We start from the raw sequence: 18708 nt of genomic DNA, 5'->3' as shown, positions 1-18708 counted from the left end.
CAACCTGCGCGGGCAGTTCGTCTCGCTGGGCGCGCGCTACCGGTTCTGACAGGCCACCTGTAGAGGCGAGGCCCATCGCGGCGGCGCGGGGGGCCCCGCGATGCCCCCCAGGGGGCGGGGGATCACGGGTGGTGGGGGCCCCCGGGACCCCGCCCCCCCGGGCGGGGGTTCCTTGGGCCCCCCCCCCCCCCCCGGTGGGGCCCCCCTCTACAGGTGGCCTGTCAGAACCGGTAGCGCGCGCCCAGCGAGACGAACTGCCCGCGCAGGTTGTACTGGCTAATGTCGAAACCGTTGGAACCGCCAGCCGGGTCGAACGGCGGGTCCTTGTCGGTCAGGTTCAGCACCGACAGCGACAGCGTGGTGTTGGCAATGCCTTCGTACGCCACGTACAGGTCCAGCTGGTGGTACGGCTTGACGCGGTCGCTCAGGCCCGGGTTGCTGGTCGCCGTCGCCACGCGCTGGTCGTAGCCGCTCACGTACTGCAGGCTCAGCGTGCTGCTCCAGTCGCCCACCGCCCAGTTCAATGAGGTGGTGCCGCGGGTGCGAGGCAGCGCGCCGTGGCGGTTGTTGCCGGCGCCTTCGTACGGTGCCTGGCCGGCTACCAGCGGCTGCTTGAAGCTGAGCAGGTGGGTCCAGCTGCCGGCCACGGTGAAGTTGCCCCAGCCGTCGGTGCGGAAGGTGCGATTGGCTTCCAGGTCCAGCCCTGAAGTGGTCAGTTCGCCCTGGTTGGCGTACTGGTTGGTGATGAACTGGATGCGTCCCTGCGCATCACGTTGCACGCGACCGGGGAACAGTGTCGGGTTGTCGACGATGAACTGCGCGCTGTCCGGCTTGACCAGGTTGTCCTGCTCGATGCGGTACCAGTCCAGGCCGATGCTGGTATCGCCATCCGGCGACCACACCGCACCCAGGTTGAAGTTGCGCGAGCGTTCGGCCTTCAGGTCCGGATTGCCGGTGCGGATGTTGGTGACGCCACGGCTGCCGCCGGGCTGCAGCGGATCCAGCGGATCGATCACCGAGCCATAGCTGACGGTCTGGCCGGGTGCGATTTCCGGCAGCGACGGTGCACGGAAGCCGCGCGAGAACGAGCCGCGCAGCAGCAGGCTGTCCAGCGGCTGCCAGCGAAGCGCCACCTTCGGCGAGAACGCCTCGCCGAAGTCGTCGTAGTGGTCGCCACGGCCGGCCACCTGCAGTTCCAGCGTGCGATGCAGCGGCACGCTCAGTTCGGCGTAGGCGGCACTGACCTGGCGCTCGCCGTTCACCACGTTGATGGCCGGGCGCAGTTCGGTGCCCGACAGCACCTGCGCGCTGGTGCGCGCATCCAGTGATTCCTTGCGGAACTCTGCACCCCAGGCGAAGCCCACCGCACCGGCCGGCATCTCCCACAGCGAGGTCGAGGCCTTCAGGTTCAACGAATGCAGCTTATACCAGCCCGGACGCTTGGTCTGCAGGCGCAGGGCATCCAGCGCGCCCGGCGAGCTGGACGGATCGAGGAAGTTGTAGCTGCCATCGCGCAGGATCTGCTCGAACGCGTAGCGGTTGACGAAGTTGTCGACGTATTCGCGCTGTGCACTCTGCGAGGTCAGCGCCGCCACTTCCCAGTCCCAGCGCTCGCCACTGCCGCGCACGCCGGCCAGGGCGCGGTAGAACACTTGGGTGTTGTCCTTCAGGCGCGGGCCGAGATCGAAGAAGGTGTACTCGAACGGCAGCGGCGTGCTGCCCTGGTTGTTCGGGTGGCCGACCGGCAGCGCCGCCGGCACGTCGATCAGCGTGCCGGTGGCCGGGTTGTACGCGCGCAGGCCGGGGCCGACGGTCAGCGGCGCGCTGAAGATCTGGTCGGCCTTGTTGTGGCTGTACAGCACATCGGCGAACGCTTCGACGCTGTCATTGAAGCGGTAGGTTGCACTCAACGAGGCCTGCAGGCGCTCGGCGCCGGGCTGCAGGGTCTTGAACGGCTGCGCATTGAAGGCGCAGGCCTGGCCGGGCAGGGTACTGCCGAAGTCGCTGTACGGGCGCAGCTGGCTGCCGTCGGGGCAGTTGGCGAACGGCTGAGGTGCGCGTGGGTTGGACAGCCAGTTGCCACCGGCGGTGGACCAGCCGGCCAGGCGTCCGCCGGGCTTGTCGCGGAAATCGCCGCTGCGGGTATAGGCGCGCTGGTCGGCGTCGAGGCGATCACGCTTGAGCAGGTCCAAGCCGAACAGCACGTTCCAGCCCTGCTGCTCCAGGTCGCCGAAGCCGGCCAACAGGTTGGCCTTGCGTTCGTCCAGGCCGCCCTGGGTGGCGGTACCGAAGCCGCCACCCACTTCCACGCCCTGGAAGTTCCTGCGCAGGATGATGTTGATGACACCTGCGATGGCATCGGAGCCATACACCGCCGAAGCACCATCCTTGAGCACTTCGATGCGCTCGACTGCGCTGATCGGCAGCGCGTTGAGGTCGACGAACGTGTCCTGGGTATTGAGCGCGAAGCCGAAGTTGGACACGCGGTAGCCGTTGACCAGCACCAGTGTGTTCTTCGGCGACAGGCCACGCAGGCCGATCGAGGCCGAGCCGGCGGCGAAGCTGCCGGTGTACTGCTCGTCGAAGCTGTTGCCGGCATTGGCCGACAGGTTGCGCAGTACGTCGGTAAGGGTGGAGCGGCCGGTCTGCTCGATCTGTTCGCGGCTGACGATCTGCACCGGGTTCGGCCCGGCGGTATCACTGCGCTTGATGTTGGAGCCGGTCACCAGCACGGTGCCGAGAGTGGTGCTGTCCTTGCCGGTATCGGCCGATTCAGCGGCGCCGGCAGCGCCGGCGGTGAGGCTCAGCGCAATGGCGCCGGCTAGCAGGTTCAGGGTGGTGCGGTACATGGAAGCGACAACGCCAAACGGGGGAGGAGCCGTCAGTACCGCACGCAGGTACATGCGCCTTCCAATGACGAAAGCGCATTCAGTTATACAGCACAGGTTCTTAACGAACCGGCTCGGTGGGTGCGGACCGTTGGTCCGCACGCCCCTGTAGAGCCGAGCCTACGCTCGGCTCCACACACTGACCGGAAAGCAGCCGAGCATGGCTCGGCTCTACAGAAGGCAATGCCAGCCCATCACGGCCGCAGCAGCACCTTGCCGTTGCGGCCCGAGCCTCCTGCGACCTTCGCTGCCTGGGCGACGTCGTCCAGCGCGAAGATCTGCTCCACCGGCAGCGTCAGCTCGCCGCCAGCAGCACGCTTCAGCAGTTCGCTCACCAGCCGGCGCTTGTCCTCCACCGCCATCGCCTGGCTGACCTTGCTGCCCCAGAAGCCCTTCACCGTGGCCTCCTTGTAGATCAGGCCGCCGGCAGGAATGTGCATCGGCTCGCCACTCATCACACCGAACGACACCAGCGTGCCGTGGTGGCCGAGCAGGTCGACCAGATCGCCACTGGCGTCGCCGCCGATGGAATCCACCGCGGCCGCGGCCTGTGCTTCGCCGGTCGCTTCACGCACGCGATCCTTCCAGCCGTCCAACGAGGTGTCGAACACATGATCGATGCCCAGCGCCTGCAACTGCGCCACGGCAGCGGCGTTGCGCACCAGGTTGGCCACATGCACGCCACGCGCCTTTGCCAACATCGCCAGCGACTTGCCGACCGCGCCGTTGGCGGTGTTCTGCACGATCCACTGGCCTGCTTCGACGTGCAGGAACTCCAGCAGCATCAGCGCGCTCAGCGGCATGGCGATCAGCTGTGCGGCCATCTCGTCCGGGATCGCCTCCGGCATCGGAATCACCATGCGTGCCGGTGCAATGAACGCTTCGGCCCAGGTACCGTGCACCGAGGCGGCGGCAACCCGCTGGCCGATCTGCAGGCCATCCACGCCATCGCCGAGTGCATCGACCACGCCCAGCGCTTCACTGCCACCGATCGCCGGCAGGGTCGGCTTGTAGCCGTAGAGGCCGCGCACGGTCAGCAGGTCGTGGTTGTGGATCGAGGCCAGCACGGTGCGGATGCGCACCTCGCCGGGAGCGGGCTCGGGCAGGGCGGCATCGGCAATGGCGAGGACGTCGGCCGGGTTGCCGAAGGAGGAGTACTGGGCAGCGCGCATGGGCGGTGTTCCGGGAAAAGTGGATGTTGTACCGAACTGGGGACGCAGGGCATGTCGACAAGGCGTCGCCGCTGCAACACGGCATCCTGCGACTGATCGTCGCGGCATGTCGCGATTACCGCATCTTGTGTTGACGGTGCGCGTCATCCCCACTATGTTGTGGCCGTCACTCCCGGTCAGCCGCCGCCGCCGGACATGCAGCAAACGTCCCGCGGCCCGCCCCTGAAGGCTTGCCGTGTCGACGCGGCCGCCATCGTGCGGACGCAGGTCGCCCCCCACGGCCCGGATACCGGCCGCAGGCGCAGGCAGATGCCGACGACCTCCGTTCCCGCACCCTGGCAATCCACCCGTTTGCCCCGTGCGCCGGTATCGCGTCCAGGGCCGCCATGGCATCGACCGCCAAAGCGCGTGCGAGCCTGGAGTTTCACCACCATGACCGACAGTACCTTCCGCGCGGCCGATCTGGCCGGCGCTGGCGACGCCTTGCGCGCCGGTGGCGAGCGCGTGCCGACCTGGATCACCAAGGAGGCCGGCAACCGCCGCCTGCCGTTCGAGGCCGAGCGCCTGCAGCGCAGCATCGATGCCGTGCATGCCGAGTTCCCGCAGCTGGATGTGAGCGACTACCGCCGCGTGGTGCAGGCAATGGTCGAGCGCAAGCCCAGCATCAGCGCCGATGACCTGGTCGATCTGTTGATCCGCGAGGCCGAATCGCGGGTGGACCTGGTCGCGCCCGAGTGGGAACAGTTCGCCGCGCGCATCTACCTGCGCCGCCTGTACAAGCGTGCCAGCCGCAACCGCTTCTACGATGCCAGCCTGAAGTACGGCTCCTACGTGGGCCTGCAGGAAAGCCTCGCCGATCGTGGCATCTACAGCAACGACATCCTGCGCTGCTATTCCAAGGAAGAGCTGCAGCAGGCCGGTGAGATGATCGATCCGGAGCGCGACCGCCTGTTCACCTACAACGGCCTGTACCTGCTGGCCACGCGCTATCTGGCCAGCGACCGCAGCCGCGAGGTCTACGAACTGCCGCAGGAGCGCTGGCTGACAATTGCGCTGTACCTGATGCAGGAGGAAAAGCCGCGCGAACGCCGCATGCAGCTGGTCGGCGAGGCGTACTGGGCGCTGTCCAACCTGTACATGACGGTGGCTACGCCGACCCTGGCCAACGCCGGCAAGGTGGGCGGCCAGCTGTCCAGCTGCTTCATCGACACGGTGGACGACAGCCTGCAGGGCATCTATGACTCCAACACCGATATCGCGCGCGTGTCCAAGCACGGCGGCGGTGTTGGCGCCTACCTGGGCTACGTGCGCAGCAGCGGCGCGCCGATCCGCGGCGTGGCCAATTCCTCCGGTGGCGTGGTGCCGTGGATCAAGCAGCTCAACAACACGGCGGTGTCGGTTGATCAGCTTGGCCAGCGCAAGGGCGCGGTGGCGGTATACCTGGACATCTGGCACCGCGACATCGAAGCCTTCATGGACCTGCGCCTCAACAACGGTGACCAGCGCCTGCGCGCGCACGATGTGTTCACCTCGGTGTGCGTGCCCGACCTGTTCATGGAAGCGGTCGAACGCCGCGCCGACTGGTACCTGTTCGACCCGCACGAGGTGAAGCAGGCCAAGGGCTGGTACCTGCAGGACTTCTACGATGAGAAGCGCGGTTCGGGCAGCTTCCGCGACCGCTATGCCGAGCTGGTGGCCGATGAGCGCATCAGCCGCCGAACGGTGAAGGCCATCGATCTGTTCAAGCGGATCATGCTCAGCCAGCTGGAGACCGGCAACCCGTTCCTGTTCTACCGCGACGAGGTCAATCGCAGGAACCCGAACAAGCACGCGGGCATGATCTATTCCAGCAACCTGTGCACCGAGATCCTGCAGAACATGAGCCCGACGCGGATGATCCAGGAGATCGTCAGCGGCGACCAGATCGTCACCACGCGCCGTGCCGGTGACTTCGTGGTCTGCAACCTGTCCTCGATCAACCTCGGCCGGGCGATCAGTGCACCTGATGACCTGCTGGCCACCGATGTGCTGGAGCGCCTGATCCCGATCCAGGTGCGCATGCTCGACAACGTGATCGACCTCAACGCGTTGCCGGTGCCGCAGGCCACGATCACCAACCACAAGTACCGTGCCATCGGCCTGGGCACGTTCGGTTGGCACCACCTGCTGGCGCAGCAGGCGATCCAGTGGGAATCTCCGGATGCCGAAGCATTGGCCGACCGTCTCTACGAACGCATCAACTTCCTGACCATCCAGGCCAGCGCGCAACTGGCGCGGGAGAAGGGCAGCTACCCCATGTTCGCCGGCAGCGATTGGCACAACGGACGCTACTTCCGTGACCGGGGCTACAGCGGCGCGGCCTGGGACAGCCTGGCCCGCGAAGTCGCCACGCATGGCCTGCGCAACGGTTGGCTGCTTGCAGTTGCGCCGAACATGAGCACCGCGCAGATTGCAGGCTCCACGGCCTCCATCGACCCGATCTACAGCGCGTTCTACTACGAGGAAAAGAAGGACTTCCGGCGGCCGGTGGCGGCGCCGGGTCTGTCGCTGGAGACCTGGCCGTACTACGAGAAGGGCGCCTACAAGGTCGATCAGTTCGCCAGCGTGCGCCAGAACGCGCGCCGCCAGCGCCATGTCGACCAGTCGATCAGTTTCAACCTGTACGTGCCCAGCACCATCCGCGCCAGCACGCTGCTGGAGCTGCATCTGAGCGCCTGGCGCGAAGGGCTGAAGACCACCTACTACGTGCGCTCCAACGACATCGACATCAGCGAATGCGAGTGGTGTTCAAGCTGACCGCCGCGACCGCTGTAGAGCCGAGCCCGCGCTCGGCTCAGACGCGAAGAGCAGCCGAGCGCGGGCTCGGCTCTACATCCGCAACGCACGTAACACGAAGGCAGACGACCATGGCAACCCCCCTCGATCGCATCAAGATACTCGAACCACGCCATCCCAACCGCAGCACCGGCATCATCAACGGCCAGACCAGCGGCATCCTCAACTGGAACGATATCCCGTACCCGTCGTTCTATCGGGCCTACAAGGAGCTGTCGACCAACTTCTGGATTCCCGACGAAGTGGACATGAAGCTGGATGCGCGCCAGTACGGAGAGCTGTCCGGGCGCGAGAAGAACGCTTACGACTCGATCATCGGCCTGCTGGCCACGCTGGATTCACCGCAGACGCGCTTCATCTACAACGTGGCCGAGTACATCACTGATCCGGCCGCGCATGCCAACGCGGCGATCATCGGCCAGCAGGAAGTGATCCATAACGAGAGCTACAGCTACGTACTGGCCTCGATCACCGACCTGCCGAACCAGAACCGGATCTTCGAGATCGCCCGCACCCACCCGACCATCATCAAGCGCAATGCCCCGATCATGGGCGCGTATGACGACTTCATGCGCGAGAAGACCGCCGAGACCCTGCTCAAGTCGTTGATCCAGTCCTCGATCCTGGAGGGCATCAACTTCTATTCCGGGTTTGCGTACTTCTACAACATGGTGCGGCAGAACCGCATGAACGGCACCGGCAAGATCATCAGCTTCATCAATCGCGACGAGCTGGCGCATACCAAGTTCATCAGCGAGCTGATCCGCGCCATCATCGGTGAAAACCCCGAGCTGCAGACCAATGAGTTGACCGCCTATGTACACCAGTCATTCGAACATGCCATCGAGCTGGAGACGCAGTGGTCGTCGGAGGTTCTGGATGGCATCGATGGCATCGACGTGGACGAGATGGTGCGCTACGTGAAGTACCGCGCCAACAAGATGGCCGGCATGCTCGGCATCGAGCGCCTGTACAGCGACACCACCGACAACGTGATGCCGTGGATCAAGGCCTACGCCGACAACTTCACCGAGACCAAGACCGACTTCTTCGAGATGCGCAATGCAAGTTACAAGAAGACCAACGTCGACAACGGCTTCGACGATCTCTGAGCCTGGCGCCGTGCTGAGCATCCTGATGGTGGTCGCCTCCTTGAGCGGCAACACCCGCGAACTCGGCCGGCAGATTGCCGAACGCTGCCGCGTTGCCGGTCATGCGGTGTACTGGCAGGAGGCCGACGACCTGCGCCAGGCACCGCCGCTGGCGGCCGATGAGGCCGACCTGGTGCTGCTGGGCTGCTGGACCGACAATGCCGGGCGCACGCCAGCGGAGATGAAGGCGTGGGTGGCCGGCATTGCCGAGCGCGGTCAGCAGCCACGCCAGCTGGCGGTGTTCGGCACCGGTGAAACGCAGTGGGGGCAGGCGTACTACTGCGGCGCCGTGCACCGGCTGATCCGCTATTTCCGCAGCGACTATCCGCCGCTGGAGATCGAACAGATGCCGCATGGCGAGCGTCACGCCGCAGCCATCGACGCCTGGACCGATGCGATCCTGGCCCACTACTGGAGCAACCACGATGCAGATCATCGACGCCACCACGCCTGAGCAGTTCCAGCAGCTGCTGGCCGAGCACCCGCGGGTGCTGGTGGATTTCCACAAGGACCAATGCCCGGGATGCCGGATGCTGGAGATGTCGCTGCACCGGGTGGCCAACAGCGTAGCGGGGCAGGGCACCACGTTGCTGCGCGTGCAGCTGGAGGTGCTGGGTGAGGCGTTCTTCAGGGAGTTGGGGCTGCGGCAGACGCCGACGCTGTCTCTGTTCCGTGACGGCGACGAACGCACGCGCCTGGCCGGGTTCCAGTCGCCGCAGCAGATCGAGGCCGCGATCGCGTTGCATCTGTAGAGCCGAGCCCATGCTCGGCTGCCGTTCGCGCGGTGAGCGATGAGTCGAGCATGGCTCGACTCTACAAGGGCATCCACGCATGGCGTGGATCTACCGGGGCAGGGTCCGTGGTTTGGCGTCAGGCTCCGCTGAAGGTATCCACCAGCAGCTTCACATTCAGCACCACGATCACCAGCGCGATCACCCAGGCGATCGCGCCCAGCCAGCGCGGGGCCACCAGCGCGCCCATCGTCACCTTGTCGGTCACGATCCGTACCAGCGGGATGATCGCGAATGGCAGCTGCATCGACAGCACCACCTGGCTCAGTACCAGCAGCTTCACTGCGCCCTGGTCGCCGAACAGCAGGATCACCACCACCACCGGAATGATCGCCAGCGCACGTGTGATCAGCCGTCGCAGCCACGGCGGCATTCGCAGGTGCAGGAAGCCTTCCATCACGATCTGGCCGGCCAGCGTCGCAGTGACTGTCGAATTCAGGCCCGACGCCAGCAGCGCCACCGCGAACAGGGTCGCCGCCGCGCCCACGCCGAGCATTGGCGCCAGCAGCTGGTGCGCCTGCTCGATGTCTTCCACGTCGAATCGGCCATTGGCATGGAACACCGCCGCCGCCAGGATCAGGATGCTGGCGTTGATGAACAATGCGAGCGTCAACGCAAGGGTGCTGTCGGTGACTGCCCAGCGCAGTGCGCTGCGGCGGCCTTCATCCGTGCGCGGGTAGGCGCGGGTCTGCACGATGGACGAATGCAGGTACAGGTTATGCGGCATCACCGTGGCACCGATGATGCCGATCGCAATGTACAGCGCGTTCGGATCGGTCACCACCTGTGCGCGCGGAATGAATCCGCCCAGCACCGCCATCACTGGCGGGGCAGCCATCGCGATCTGCACCACGAAGCAGGCGAAGATCACCATCAGCAGCGCGATCACGAAGGCTTCCAGTGCACGGAAGCCGCGGTTCATCAGCAGCAGAACCAGCAGCGTATCCAGCGCAGTGATCACCGCGCCCCAGAGCAGTGGCAGGTCGAACAGCAGCTTCAGCGCGATCGCGGTGCCAATCACCTCGGCCAGGTCGCAGGCGATGATCGCCGCCTCGCACAGCCCCCAAAGTGCCAGGTTCACCGGCTTCGGGTAGCGGGCGCGGCAGGCCTGCGCGAGGTCCATGCCGGTGGCGATGCCGAGCCGTGCCGACAGCGCCTGCAGGATCACCGCCATCAGGTTGGAAATGAGGATGACCGACAGCAGCAGGTAGCCGAAGCGCGAACCACCGGCCAGGTCGGTGGCCCAGTTGCCCGGGTCCATGTAGCCGACCGAGATCATGTAGCCCGGGCCGAGGAAGGCCAGCAGGCGGAACCACCAGTGACCCTTGTCGGGTACCGCCACCGAGGCGTTGAGCGCGCCCAGGCTGGCCGGAGTGGAGGCCGAAGGGTCGCGGGGCGCCAGGGTGTTCATGGCCCGAATATAGCTCCTGCTATAGTCATTAGCAATGTGAAACAATCGTCTTTATCGCTTTACTGGTCCAGAATTCAGGTTCAACACCGGATCACCCCGGAAGGACAGGCGCAGGCGTGGGCAAGACCGACGATTCGACATCGCTGAAGAGCACCCCCTTGATCGAGGCCGAGCGCCAGGTCGAGAGCTTCCGGCAAGTGCGCGAGGCGCACCGGATGGAGCTGGTGGAGGACTATGTCGAGCTGATCTCGGACCTGCTGGCCGACGGCGGCGAGGCCCGCCAGGTCGACATCGCGACGCGTCTGGGCGTGGCCCAGCCTACGGTGGCGAAGATGCTGCGGCGCCTGGCCCGTGATGGTTGGGTGGTGCAGCGGCCGTACCGTGGCGTGTTCCTGACCCCGGAAGGTGAGGCGCTGGCCCATGCCAGCCGCCAGCGCCACCAGACCGTGGAGCGTTTCCTGCTGGCGCTGGGCGTGGACGCAGATACCGCGCGGCGCGATGCGGAGGGCATCGAGCACCATGTCAGCGAACAGACACTGGCGCTGTTCGAGGCATTCGTGCGCAGGGCCGAGGGCGGCTGAGCCACATTTCCTGCAGAGCCGAGCCATGCTCGGCTGCTGTTCGCGCGATGACAGGGAGCATCCACGCATGGCGTGGATCTACAATCCGGATGGGCAGCGCGCCTGCTGCTGCGCGCACGCGCGTTTCGTCCATTCCTTCAACACCGGCTGCAGGCCTTCATAGCGCCGGCCCTGCCATCCGTTGGCCAGCACCTTCCCATCCGTATCGATCAGCACCAGGTTCGGTGGTGCCAATCCGGCCAATGCCTGCAGTGCCGGCATGCGCGCGGCGCGGCGCGGGTCCAGTACCGGCCACGGCATGTCCTGCGCGTGCATGTAGCGGCGAAGCGCGCTCTCGCTCTCATCCTGGCTGACGTACACCACTTCGGTATCGGCGCCGGCTTGGCGCAGGGCATCACGCACGCTGCGCAGCGTGGGTACGAAGGCATGGCACGGTGCACACCAGTCGGCGCCGAAGTACAGCGCCACCAGTTTCGGCGGCGACGACCACTGCATCGGCCGTAGCGATCGCTGCTCCGGCCGCATCAGCGAGGCCGAAACCTGCGCGTGCAGGTCCCCAGCCATCGCCGGTGCGGCCAGCAGCATGGCACAGGCCAGCAACAACGCTCGCAGAGCTTCAGAACGCATAGCCCAGGTTGACGTACCACGAACGTGCAAAGCGCGGCCCGTAGACATAGTCGCTGTCACGCAGCGCGCCCACTTCCAGATCCTTCTGGCGCTGATCGAACACGTTCTTGACGCCAGCGGCTACCGACACTTCCTGCTGCGCCTGCGTGCCCAGATGGCGGTGCCAGCGCGCACCAAGATCGGTGATCAGGAAAGAACGTGTGCGGTGCAGCTCGCCCAGCCGGTTGTTCAGCACCGACATCGGCCCGGTATGGCGCAGCGCGACGAAGGTTTCCCACGGTTCGGCAGGCATCCAGCTGAGCTGCGCCAAGCCGGTCCAGCGCGGTGTCTTCAGGTAGTCGCGGCTTTCGATGATGGTATCGCCACCGTCGCCAGTGTCGTCGAAGATGCGCTGCGGTTCGCGGAAGCGCGAGCGGTACCACGAGGCACCGGCGGTCAGGCGCCATTGCGGCGACGGTTGCCAGCCGAGGTTGGTTTCCGCACCCAATACGTTGGAGCCGGAGGCGTTGTAGCGCAGCTGGCTCAGTTGTCCGTCATCGCCGCGCTGGATCTCGCCCAGCGCGAAGGTGTCGCGGATGCGTGCATAGGAGGCGGTGGCATCCCAACTCCACACCGGAGTGGCCGGGTCCGAGCGCCAGTCGAAGCCGAACAGGGTGGTCAACGCGCGCTCTTCTTTCAGACCGTCCGTGTTGCGCACGCGCACCTGTTCGCCGCCCAGCGTATCGACGTGCACATCCTCGACGAAGATCTCCGGCGCACGGAAGCCGGTGGCGATGCCGGCGCGCCATTTCAGGTTCGGAGTAGCCTGCCAGGCCAGCGCGATGCGCGGCGAGAACACCGCGTTGTCCAGCTCCGAGCTCTTGTCCACGCGTGCGCCCAGCACCAGGTCGACGTTGTCGCGCAGGCTCCACTCGTCCTGGATGAAGGCGCCCAGGTTGTGGAAGGTCGCATCCTCCAGTACCGCAAGACGCTGCCCATCACCGGTGCGGTTGTCGTCGCGCAGCGCCTCGTGCTTGTACTGCACGCCAAAGGCCAGCGCGTGCGCTCCCAACCGCCAGTTCAACTGGCTGTCGATGTAGTGCAGCGGGTTGTGGGTGCGGCCGTACTGGCGCCACGAACGCGAGGCCGCGCTGCCGGCCACGTTGCGGTCCAGCTGCAACGGGTCATAGCCGGGCGCCGAGGGATCGGTGACCACATCGCCCAGGCCGCCATAGAAGCTGTCGCGGTCAATGTCGGCGAAGGCGTAGGCCAGGCGGAAATCGACGTCGGGATTGATTTCCTGGTCCCACGACACGCTGCCGCGGCGGTATTTCGTATCCAGCGATTCGGCGATGTTGGCCAGGTATTCCGGCTGGTCCAGGCGGTTGCCGCCACGCCGGGTTTCATCAGTCACCTGCAGGTCCAGGCGCAGCCGCGTGCCCGGCGTGGGCGCGTACCAGGCCTGCAGCCCGCCGACCTTGAGGTTCTTGCGGGTGATCTCGGTGTAGCCGTCACCGTTGTAGTCGATGCCGCTGTTCCAGTTGCGCTGGGCAATCACCGAAAGCCCGGCGTCTGCGTCCTTGGCAACCAGGTCCAGTCGAACATCGGCGTTCTTCTGCGGCGTACCCTTCAGCACATCCACGCCGGCCTGCACATGGCCACCGCTGCGCGCCGGCAGCGGCGGAATCAGGTTGATCACACCGGCAACCGCGCCCGGTCCGTACAGCGCCGAGCCGCCGCCCTTGACCACTTCGATGCGGTCGACGAACCCGGCCGGGATCTGCTCCAGACCGTACACGCTGCCCAGCGTGGACAGCAGTGGAATGCCATCGAAGAGGAGCTGGTTGTAGGCGCCGGGCAGGCCCAGCAGCTGTACTTCGCTGGTGTTGCAGTTCTGGCAGTTGCTTTCCACGCGCAGGCCGTTGATCAACTCGGCGGCGCGCGAGAAGTCGGTGGCCGCGCGCAGCGCGATGTCTTCCTTGCGCAGCACTTCGGTGCGGATCGGCACGTCCGACAGCAGGCGTTCGCTGCGCGTGGCGGTGCTGACCTTGACCTGCACACGGTCCAGTTCGGTCGGTTTCGGAGTGTCGGCCACTGCAGGCAGCGGCAGGGTCAGGACAATGGCGGCGGCCAGCGGCAACCGTCGGAAGCGGTGGGGGATAGAGTGCATGAGGGCGTCGTCCTTGTAGGAAGAAAGGCGGCGAGGGCGACCTGGCTGACGCATATGAAAGCAATGACTTATGAATATAGCAAGTGCTATATAACGAAGCCGCAGCAATTTCGGGCGGAGCGCCGGCCGAGTCAGATCATGCAAGTGTTATAACATCACATCTGGTAACGACCACCCTGCCGGTGGTCATAGGCGGAGGATGGAATAGTCGTGGGGGCAGTGGGGACGGGGCCAGAGCCCTTTCCTTTGGAAAGGGATCCGCCCCGGGAGCGGATCGTCAGCCGCGGCGGAAGGCGGCAGGGGTACGTGCGCCGACGATGATCATGCGGATCATCGTGGAGATCTGATCGACCAGTTCCGGATCCTTCTCCGGCGGCAGGTCCATGGCGGTGGCACCCATCGCGAACACCAGCCGGGTGATGGCCTTGGCCACCAGTTCGGGGGCATGCAGTACGGCGCCATCCAGTGCGGCCAGGCGCACCAGGTCGTGCTGCAGCTCTTCCTCGAAATAATGCAGCTCGCGTTCGACCGCGTGCTTGAAGTCGTCCGAGCCGACCGCGCCTTCGCGCAGCAGTACGTGCAGCAGCTTGTCGTCGGCGCGCAGCTGCTCCATGAAGGTCTCCACCGAGACCCGCACCACGCTGGTGGCGGTGGAGGTGGCGCGTTGGCGGGCCTCGCCGATGATGGTGCGCAGCGAGCGGCCGGCCGCGTCGATCAGCGCTACGGCCAGTTCGTCCATGTCGCGGAACTGCCGGTAGAAGCTGTTCGGCGCGATGCCGGCCTCGCGTGCCACTTCGCGCAGGCTGAGCGTGGACAGGCTGCGGTGCGGCCCGATCAGTTTCAGGGCGGCGGCCAGCAGATCCTCGCGGCTCACCGTACGGCGGGCCGGGCTGTTGGCATCTTCAGGCGTCGACAAGACGGTGGCGGCGGCCATGGCGGTTCCGGTGGGGCGAGGCTGAATCATACCCAATCCGGTTCAATATACACATGTATACACAGGTGTATGTGCGCCCGTATAGTGCGCCTATGAGCGCTGTCGTCCGTCCATCCCTGTTCTCTCCGTACCGCTGGGTCTCGCCGTCGCTGTTCGATTTCTGGGCGGGCCAGCTCAATCCCCTGTGGACCCTGCGTGAACCGGTGGCCCGCCTCGTCCGGCGCGAGCCGGCCGGCGAGGGCGCGGCGACCCTGGTCCTGCGCACCAACCGGCACTGGGCCGGCATGCGCGCGGGCCAGCACGTCACCCTGGGCGTGGAGATTGAAGGACGCCTGTGGCAGCGCAGCTACAGCCCCACTGCGCTGGGACCGCGCGAACTGGCGATCACCGTCAAGGCGGTCGAGGGCGGCCGGGTCAGCCAGCATCTGGTCAACCATGCGCAGCCGGGCGAGCTGTTCCGCCTGGAGGCTGCGTTCGGAGAATTCCAGCTGTCGGCCGCGGCTCCGGTATTGCTGCTGGCGGCCGGTAGTGGCATCACGCCGATGCGCAGCCTGCTGCGCGAAGCCTGCCAGCGCCCGCTGGCCGCGCCGGTGGACCTGTTCTACTGGGAGCGCAGTGCCGCCCAGCTGCAGTTCCGTGATGAGCTGCAGGCACTGGCCGCGCGCCAGCCGAACCTGCGTGTGCACCTGCTGACCACCCGCGAAGGCGATGTGCCTGCCGCACGCATCGATTCCCACGATCTGCAGGTGGCCGGCGATGACACCCCGTTGGCGCAGCGCCACGTGCTGGCCTGTGGCCCGGATGGATTCGTTGCCGCTGCGCGCGAACGCCTGGCGCACCAGGTCGCGGGTTTCCAGGCGGAAGCATTCACTCCGCCGGCGCCGTTGCGTGATGCCAGCAGCGAAGGCGAAGTGTCGCTGACCCTTGCCCGCAGTGGCCGCCAGCTGAGCGTGCCGCGCGGCCGCTCGTTGCTGGAAAGCCTCGAAGCCCATGGCATCAAGCCCAAGCATGGCTGCCGCATGGGCATCTGCAACACCTGCAGCTGTGACCGCGTCAGTGGCGCCACCCGCCACCTGCGCACCGGCGACCTGCAGTCCGAGTCGGCACAGCCGGTACGGATCTGCGTGAGCGCACCGACCACCGACCTGACCCTGGATCTCTGAGGACGCCTGCCATGACCCGCGCCACCGACCGTGCCCTGAGTACTGCCGAGATGCATGCCTTCGGCGAGGAACTCGACGCGATCCGCGACCGTGTGATCGGCAGCCTCGGCGCCTCCGATACCCGCTACATCCGCCGCGTGGCCGCCGCCGTGCGCTGGTTCGGCGTGTGTGGCCGTGGCCTGCTGTTCCTGGCGGCGTTTTCGCCGCTGTTCTGGATGCCGCTGCTGTGGCCGGCCGCGATCACCGGCACGCTGCTGCTGGCGCTGTCGAAGATCCTGGAGAACATGGAGCTGGGCCACAACGTGATGCACGGCCAGTTCGACTGGACCGGTGATCCCAAGCTCAATGGCAACACCTACGAGTGGGACATCGTTGCCACCGCCGACAACTGGCGCAAGACTCACAATTTCCGCCACCACACCTACACCAATGTGCGTGGCATGGACGATGACATCGGCTACGGCCTGCTGCGCATCTTCCCGGAACAGCGCTGGAAGCCGTTCTACCTGCTGCAGCCGATCATCGCGCCGATCTTCGCACTGCTGTTCCAGTGGGGCGTGGCCGCGCAGGACCTTCGCCTTGGCCGCTGGCTGAAGGGCCGCATGAGTGCCCGTGCGATGTGGCTGCAGACCCGCCCGGTGGCGCGCAAGATGCTGCGCCAGGTGCTGAAGGACTACGTGTTCTTCCCGCTGCTGGCGGGTCCGTTCTTCCTCACCGTGATGCTGGGCAACCTGGTCGCCAACGGCCTGCGCAACATCTGGACCTACGTGATCATCTTCTGCGGGCACTTCACCGCCGAATCGGAAACCTTCCCCAAGGAGTGCCTGCGCAATGAGTCGCGCGGCCACTGGTACCTGCGCCAGCTGCGCGGTTCGTCCAACATCAGCGGTGGCTTCCTGATCAACGTGCTGTCGGGCAACCTCAGCCACCAGATCGAGCACCATTTCTACCCGGATCTGCCGGCCAACCGCTATGCGGCCATCGCCAAGGAAGTGAAGGACATCTGCCGCCGCTACGGCCAGCACTACAACAACGGCTCGCTGCCGCGCCAGTTCGGCCAGGTGGTCTGGCGCATCCTGCGCCACGCATTCCCGAGCAAGCCGCGCCGCCTGCCGATGCCGGACATCATGTCCGCACCGGCATCGGCCAACGCGGGCTGATCGACTCAGCCCGCCTTCGCCAGGGCGGCCTGCTCGCGGTCCAGGCGTCGCAGGAACACCTGCATTTCCTTGCATGCCTGCTGGTCGCCCTTGCTGCCGGCCACGCTCAAGCCGCGCTGCCATGCCTCACGGGCCGCCTGTGGCTGGCCACTGGCCAGCCAGGCTTTGCCCAGCAGCTTCCAGGCTGCCGAGTACTGCGGATCAAGCACCACGCAGCGGCCCAGGTGGGTTGCCGCGCGTACCGGGTTGCCGGCATCCAGCCAGCCCTTGCCCAGGCCGAAGCGCAGCAGTGCGCCGTCCTTGCCTGCGGCAAGCATGCATTCCAGAGCTTCGATGTTCATCCGCGCACCTCCACCAGCAGTTCGGCCGGGCCGGGCTGGAAGCGGCCGCGATGGAACAGCAGCGGCGCGCCGCCGTTCTCGTGCACTTCGATGATGCGGCCGGCCAGCAGCAGGTGATCGCCTACCGGCCACTGCGCGTGGCGGGTACAGGTGAGATGGGCGACCGCACCGGCGATGCGCGGTGGGGCGTCCTCGTCGTCATCCAGCAATGCCAGGCCGTCGAAGCGGTTGCGCACCTGCGGATCGGCGAAGCGCCGGGCCAGTGCTTCCTGGTCGGCAGCCAGCACGCTGAGCGCAAAGCGTGTGGCGCGCTGGAAGGTGGACAGGCTCTGTGCGTGCAGCGCCAGGTTCCACAGCACCAAGGGGGGCTGCAGTGAGACCGGTACGAACGAGTTGATGGTCAGGCCGACCGGCTTGCCCTGTGCATCGCGCGCGCAGACGATGGCCACGCCGGTCGGGAAATGGCCGAGCAGCCGCCGCAGGGCACGCGGCGGCATCTCGACCGATGGCACCGGGGCCGGGGCGGGGAACACCCCGGCCCACGGCCCGGCGTACGGCAGTGTCTCGCCGCTCATGAGGCCCGGGCCTGGCGGTAGCGCCGGCCGACCTCGGCCCAGTTGATGATGTTGAAGAAGGCGCCGATGTAGTCCGGGCGGCGGTTCTGGTAGTGCAGGTAGTAGGCGTGTTCCCAGACGTCAAGCGCCAGGATCGGGGTATTGCCGGACAAGCCGACCGTTGCGCCCATCAGCGGGCTGTCCTGGTTGGCGCTGCTTTCCACCTGCAGACGACCATCGCGATCGATGGTCAGCCAGGCCCAGCCACTGCCGAAGCGGGTCTGCGCGGCCTTGCTGAACGCATCCTTGAAGGCATCGAAGCCGCCAAGGTCACGGTCGATGGCGGCGGCCAGTTCATCATCGGGTGCACCACCGTTGGGGCAGAGCACGGTCCAGAACAGGCTGTGGTTGGCGTGGCCACCGCCGTTGTTGCGCACCGCGCCACGCTGCGCCTCGGGCACGGCATCGAGGTTGGCGATCAGCGCCTCGACCGGTTGCTCGGCGATGCCGGCCTGCTCGATGGCGGCATTGAGGTTGTTGACGTAGGTCTGGTGGTGCTTGCTGTGGTGGATCTCCATCGTGCGCGCATCGAAGTGCGGCTCGAGGGCGTCATAGGCGTAGGGGAGCGGGGGAAGCGAGTACGACATCGAAGCAATCTCCGTGGGGAAGGCCAGAGGGCTGGCCGTGGGGAGATCGTTATCGCACCTCAACATTGGTTGAGGTCAAGGGGCGGGGGGGTGAAATGCGTGAAAGGGAGCAAGAGCGGCATGGTAGTGGCGGGCGCAGGGCGGCCCAAAACCAACGGCGCGGGTGGCGCCCCCGGGCCGCCCAAACCAAAACTAGGGTTTCCGGCCCCCCGCCGCCCAAAACAAAACCCCCATTTGCAAACACAAACCCCCCCGTCTGTGCAGCCCCCCCCCCCAAAAAAAGAAAGGAAGGGGCGGGGGGCCC

General features: G+C 66.2%; 16 protein-coding genes. 7 read left to right on the top strand and 9 right to left on the bottom strand.

Going from position 1 to position 18708, the window contains the following annotated elements; all coding sequences use genetic code 11:
• Positions 1 to 221: 221 nt before the first annotated feature.
• Entirely contained in the window at positions 222 to 2849 is a 2628-nt protein-coding gene (locus tag RCF13_RS23580) for a TonB-dependent receptor (protein ID WP_134968384.1), read from the bottom strand.
• 233 nt (positions 2850 to 3082) lie between these two features.
• Positions 3083 to 4060, bottom strand: a complete 978-nt coding sequence (locus RCF13_RS23575; RefSeq protein WP_134968379.1) for a zinc-binding dehydrogenase — start codon at positions 4058 to 4060, stop codon at positions 3083 to 3085.
• 432 nt (positions 4061 to 4492) lie between these two features.
• Between RCF13_RS23575 and RCF13_RS23570 the strand changes: the two genes are divergently transcribed.
• From RCF13_RS23570 to RCF13_RS23555, 4 genes are all read left to right on the top strand, one after another.
• Positions 4493 to 6856 (top strand): ribonucleoside-diphosphate reductase subunit alpha, encoded by a 2364-nt coding sequence (locus RCF13_RS23570; RefSeq protein WP_134968378.1) that lies wholly within the window; start codon positions 4493 to 4495, stop codon positions 6854 to 6856.
• A 110-nt stretch (positions 6857 to 6966) separates the two neighbouring features.
• Positions 6967 to 8007: a ribonucleotide-diphosphate reductase subunit beta gene (locus RCF13_RS23565; RefSeq protein WP_061479853.1), complete on the top strand. Its 1041-nt coding sequence runs from the start codon at positions 6967 to 6969 to the stop codon at positions 8005 to 8007.
• A gap of 25 nt (positions 8008 to 8032) precedes the next feature.
• The gene (locus RCF13_RS23560) at positions 8033 to 8500 is read left to right on the top strand and encodes a flavodoxin (protein WP_134968383.1); all 468 of its coding nucleotides are present in this window, start codon (positions 8033 to 8035) and stop codon (positions 8498 to 8500) included.
• Positions 8472 to 8798: a thioredoxin family protein gene (locus tag RCF13_RS23555; protein WP_005409967.1), complete on the top strand. Its 327-nt coding sequence runs from the start codon at positions 8472 to 8474 to the stop codon at positions 8796 to 8798. The genes RCF13_RS23560 and RCF13_RS23555 overlap by 29 nt, the downstream gene beginning before the upstream one ends.
• 118 nt (positions 8799 to 8916) lie before the next feature.
• Here RCF13_RS23555 and RCF13_RS23550 read toward each other — a convergent pair whose 3' ends face one another.
• Positions 8917 to 10248: an Nramp family divalent metal transporter gene (locus RCF13_RS23550; protein ID WP_134968377.1), complete on the bottom strand. Its 1332-nt coding sequence runs from the start codon at positions 10246 to 10248 to the stop codon at positions 8917 to 8919.
• Positions 10249 to 10364: 116 nt separating this feature from the next.
• On the opposite strand from RCF13_RS23550, the gene mntR reads away from it, so the two are divergent.
• Complete coding sequence (gene mntR / locus RCF13_RS23545) at positions 10365 to 10829, top strand: manganese-binding transcriptional regulator MntR (protein WP_005416934.1); 465 nt, start codon at positions 10365 to 10367, stop codon at positions 10827 to 10829.
• A 78-nt stretch (positions 10830 to 10907) separates the two neighbouring features.
• Here mntR and RCF13_RS23540 read toward each other — a convergent pair whose 3' ends face one another.
• The 3 genes from RCF13_RS23540 to fabR all read right to left on the bottom strand — a co-directional run bounded on the left by RCF13_RS23540 (position 10908) and on the right by fabR (position 14539).
• The gene (locus RCF13_RS23540; protein ID WP_134968376.1) at positions 10908 to 11456 is read right to left on the bottom strand and encodes a thioredoxin-like domain-containing protein; all 549 of its coding nucleotides are present in this window, start codon (positions 11454 to 11456) and stop codon (positions 10908 to 10910) included.
• Positions 11446 to 13605 carry a TonB-dependent receptor gene (locus tag RCF13_RS23535; RefSeq protein ID WP_308141591.1) on the bottom strand — a complete coding sequence of 720 codons (2160 nt, stop codon included), beginning with the start codon at positions 13603 to 13605 and terminating at the stop codon, positions 11446 to 11448. Before RCF13_RS23535 ends, RCF13_RS23540 begins: the two co-directional genes overlap by 11 nt.
• Positions 13606 to 13882: 277 nt before the next feature.
• Positions 13883 to 14539, bottom strand: coding sequence for an HTH-type transcriptional repressor FabR (gene fabR, locus RCF13_RS23530; RefSeq protein WP_061479857.1), 657 nt, complete (start codon positions 14537 to 14539; stop codon positions 13883 to 13885).
• 92 nt (positions 14540 to 14631) lie between these two features.
• Between fabR and RCF13_RS23525 the strand changes: the two genes are divergently transcribed.
• Entirely contained in the window at positions 14632 to 15702 is a 1071-nt protein-coding gene (locus RCF13_RS23525; protein ID WP_181357872.1) for a ferredoxin reductase, read from the top strand.
• An 11-nt stretch (positions 15703 to 15713) separates the two neighbouring features.
• Positions 15714 to 16862: an acyl-CoA desaturase gene (locus tag RCF13_RS23520; RefSeq protein ID WP_134968374.1), complete on the top strand. Its 1149-nt coding sequence runs from the start codon at positions 15714 to 15716 to the stop codon at positions 16860 to 16862.
• A 5-nt stretch (positions 16863 to 16867) separates the two neighbouring features.
• Here RCF13_RS23520 and RCF13_RS23515 read toward each other — a convergent pair whose 3' ends face one another.
• Genes RCF13_RS23515 through RCF13_RS23505 form a run of 3 tightly spaced genes read right to left on the bottom strand, consistent with a single transcriptional unit; the run spans position 16868 to position 18404 of the window.
• On the bottom strand, positions 16868 to 17203 hold the full coding sequence (locus RCF13_RS23515; protein ID WP_134968373.1) for a tetratricopeptide repeat protein: 336 nt from the start codon (positions 17201 to 17203) through the stop codon (positions 16868 to 16870).
• Positions 17200 to 17778: a flavin reductase family protein gene (locus RCF13_RS23510; protein WP_061479861.1), complete on the bottom strand. Its 579-nt coding sequence runs from the start codon at positions 17776 to 17778 to the stop codon at positions 17200 to 17202. Before RCF13_RS23510 ends, RCF13_RS23515 begins: the two co-directional genes overlap by 4 nt.
• The gene (locus RCF13_RS23505) at positions 17775 to 18404 is read right to left on the bottom strand and encodes a superoxide dismutase (RefSeq protein ID WP_061479862.1); all 630 of its coding nucleotides are present in this window, start codon (positions 18402 to 18404) and stop codon (positions 17775 to 17777) included. The genes RCF13_RS23510 and RCF13_RS23505 overlap by 4 nt, the downstream gene beginning before the upstream one ends.
• Positions 18405 to 18708: the final 304 nt, after the last annotated feature.

It is taken from the genome of Stenotrophomonas maltophilia group sp. RNC7 (assembly GCF_030910085.1).
Classification (GTDB): Bacteria; Pseudomonadota; Gammaproteobacteria; order Xanthomonadales; family Xanthomonadaceae; genus Stenotrophomonas; species Stenotrophomonas sepilia.
The sequence above is the reverse complement of the archived record's forward strand: the minus strand, read 5'-3'. Positions and strand labels throughout refer to the sequence as shown.